A 2,086-nucleotide genomic window follows, 5' to 3' on the forward strand; every position below is an offset into this window, starting at 1 on the left:
GTCTAGGGGGATGGGGATAACAGGATAGGCCGCTGGTGTGGGCTTACGCTGGTTCAGAGATGGGTGTTTACCGGATCAACAACGTGTCGAACCCAAACATCGCCCCCTCTCCCATAGGGAGAGGGTTGGGGTGAGGGGGTACGGCGTCGGACGGAGCGCCGGCGCGCCGTCGAACCTCGTAACCCCTCTCCCTCCCACCGCTTCGCGGCGGGCCCCGCCCTCTCCCTCTGGGAGAGGGGTTCGTGACCGACCTCCGCGAGGTCGGAGCCAACCTTACATCTCTTGGAGGCTTGAGCATGGCGGCGCCCAGAAACCCCTCATCCGGCCCTTCGGGCCACCTTCTCCCGCAAGGGGAGAAGGATCACTCTGTGGATAACTTTCGACCCACCGCGCAAAGCAAAAGCCCCGCGCCTTGCGGGCGCGGGGCTTTCGAAGCTTCGGGTCGGAGAACCGCTGTTAGGCGATCTTCTCGACCTGATTGTATTCCAGCTCGACCGGGGTGGCGCGGCCGAAGATCGAGACGGTGACGCGCAGGCGGGCCTTTTCCTCGTCGACATATTCGACCGAGCCGTTGAAGCTGGCGAACGGGCCGTCGGTGACGCGGACGTTCTCGCCCACTTCGTACAGGACCACGGCCTTCGGAGCGGCGACGCCCTCCTCGATCGTGCCGATGATGCGCTGGACTTCCTTTTCCGAGACCGGCATCGGCTTGGAGCCGCTGCCCAGGAAGCCCGTGACCTTCGGGGTGTTCTTGATCAGGTGGTAGGCTTCGTCCGAGAGGTTCATCTTCACCAGGACGTAGCCCGGGAAGAACTTGCGCTCGGCGTTGACCTTACGGCCGCGGCGGATCTCGACGACGTCCTCGGTCGGCACCAGGATCTCGGAGAAGTTCTCCTCCAGGCCCTGGTTCTTGGCCTGCTCGCGGATGCTCTCGGCCACCTTCTTCTCGAAGTTCGAGTAGGCGTGGACGATGTACCACTTGTGGTTCGGGTTCGAGGCGGTTTCGGTGCTCATCGTCTCTATCTTATCTCGCGGTGGCCAGCTTCAGAAGCTGGTTCACGGCAAAGCCCAGGCCGCCATCGACCGCCAGGAAGAACAGCGACGCCATCACCACCATGATGAAGACCATCACCGAGGTGATCCAGGTCTCCTTGCGGCTGGTCCAGGTGATCTTGCGGGCCTCGGCGCGGACTTCGCGGAAGAACTGGACCGGGCTGGTGCGCTTCTTGGGGGCGGCGGGAGCGGCGGCGGCGGCGCTCGCGGCGCCGGCGGGCGACATCGCCGCGGCCGTCTTGGCGGCGCGGTTCTTCATCGCGGACGGGCTGGATCCCGGTTTCCTGGCCATGCTCTTGAAGCTCACGACTTTCTTAGACGAGCGGGCCTTCGAGCGACCCGTCGGATACATATAGTGGCAGGAGTGGAGGGACTCGAACCCCCGGCCCTCGGTTTTGGAGACCGATGCTCTACCAGCTGAGCTACACTCCTGCGGACCGACCGCCCTTTCGGGCCGACGGACATCCAGAGACAGACAGCGCGCCGGAAGGCTTCAAAGCCTCGGCGCGCCATGTTCTGTCGCCAGAGCCGCGCCATTTAGCAGGGTCGCATGCGGCGGGCAAGCGGCGCGCTGGAGATTGGAGATTTTGTGGATCGTCCTCCCCATTAGGGGGAGGTGGATCGCCGCGAATACGCGGCGGGACGGAGGGGGTCCGGCAAGCGGTTCGGCGCGGGCGCGAAGCCCCCTCCACCGGCGTTCGCCGGTCCCCCTCCCCCGATGGGGGAGGAAGAAGAAACGCGGATCGAACGGCCCCGCCAGGCGTTTTTCCGCCATGCCCACGATCAACAGCCAGCCGTCCTCGCCCACCGATCGCCCGTCGAATCGGGAGGTGGAACAGGAGAACCAGCGGACCGACTCGCCCGAAGGCCAGCCGCCGCGTCCAGCGACCGAGCCGCCCGGCGCGGCCGACAGTAGCCAGTCGCCGAAGACGGAAACCGACCCTGGGACCGGCGAGAGCTAACTCCAGCCTCAAATCCCGTGTCATCCCGGAAGCCTCGCAGAGGCTATCCGGGACCCAGGGGGTGCGGGAAC

The 2,086-nt window shown here is 65.5% G+C and carries 3 protein-coding genes, 1 tRNA gene and 1 pseudogene; 2 read left to right on the forward strand and 3 right to left on the reverse strand.

The window, feature by feature from the left end; all coding sequences use genetic code 11:
• Positions 1 to 130 precede the first annotated feature (130 nt).
• Positions 131 to 241: pseudogene (locus AX690_RS23500) on the forward strand (hypothetical protein); the annotation flags it as partial.
• 215 nt (positions 242 to 456) lie between these two features.
• Here the strand turns inward: AX690_RS23500 and nusG are convergent.
• From nusG to AX690_RS00760, 3 genes are all read right to left on the reverse strand, one after another.
• Positions 457 to 1,014 (reverse strand): transcription termination/antitermination protein NusG, encoded by a 558-nt coding sequence (gene nusG / locus AX690_RS00750; protein ID WP_010921038.1) that lies wholly within the window; start codon positions 1,012 to 1,014, stop codon positions 457 to 459.
• 10 nt (positions 1,015 to 1,024) lie between these two features.
• The gene (gene secE / locus AX690_RS00755; protein ID WP_066680310.1) at positions 1,025 to 1,345 is read right to left on the reverse strand and encodes a preprotein translocase subunit SecE; all 321 of its coding nucleotides are present in this window, start codon (positions 1,343 to 1,345) and stop codon (positions 1,025 to 1,027) included.
• Between the two features lie 64 nt (positions 1,346 to 1,409).
• Positions 1,410 to 1,485, reverse strand: a tRNA-Trp gene (locus tag AX690_RS00760).
• Between the two features lie 341 nt (positions 1,486 to 1,826).
• Here AX690_RS00760 and AX690_RS22585 point away from each other — a divergent pair.
• On the forward strand, positions 1,827 to 2,015 hold the full coding sequence (locus AX690_RS22585) for a hypothetical protein (RefSeq protein WP_066680309.1): 189 nt from the start codon (positions 1,827 to 1,829) through the stop codon (positions 2,013 to 2,015).
• Positions 2,016 to 2,086 lie beyond the last annotated feature (71 nt).

The sequence above is a fragment of the Caulobacter sp. CCH9-E1 genome (genome assembly GCF_001556515.1).
Lineage (GTDB): Bacteria > Pseudomonadota > Alphaproteobacteria > Caulobacterales > Caulobacteraceae > Caulobacter.

What these genes read in the sequence shown, in the direction of transcription:
- AX690_RS22585 (WP_066680309.1), top strand. Translation starts at nt 1,827, where the DNA reads ATGCCCACGATCAACAGCCAGCCGTCCTCGCCCACCGATCGCCCGTCG.
- nusG (WP_010921038.1), bottom strand. Translation starts at nt 1,014, where the DNA reads ATGAGCACCGAAACCGCCTCGAACCCGAACCACAAGTGGTACATCGTC.
- secE (WP_066680310.1), bottom strand. Translation starts at nt 1,345, where the DNA reads ATGGCCAGGAAACCGGGATCCAGCCCGTCCGCGATGAAGAACCGCGCC.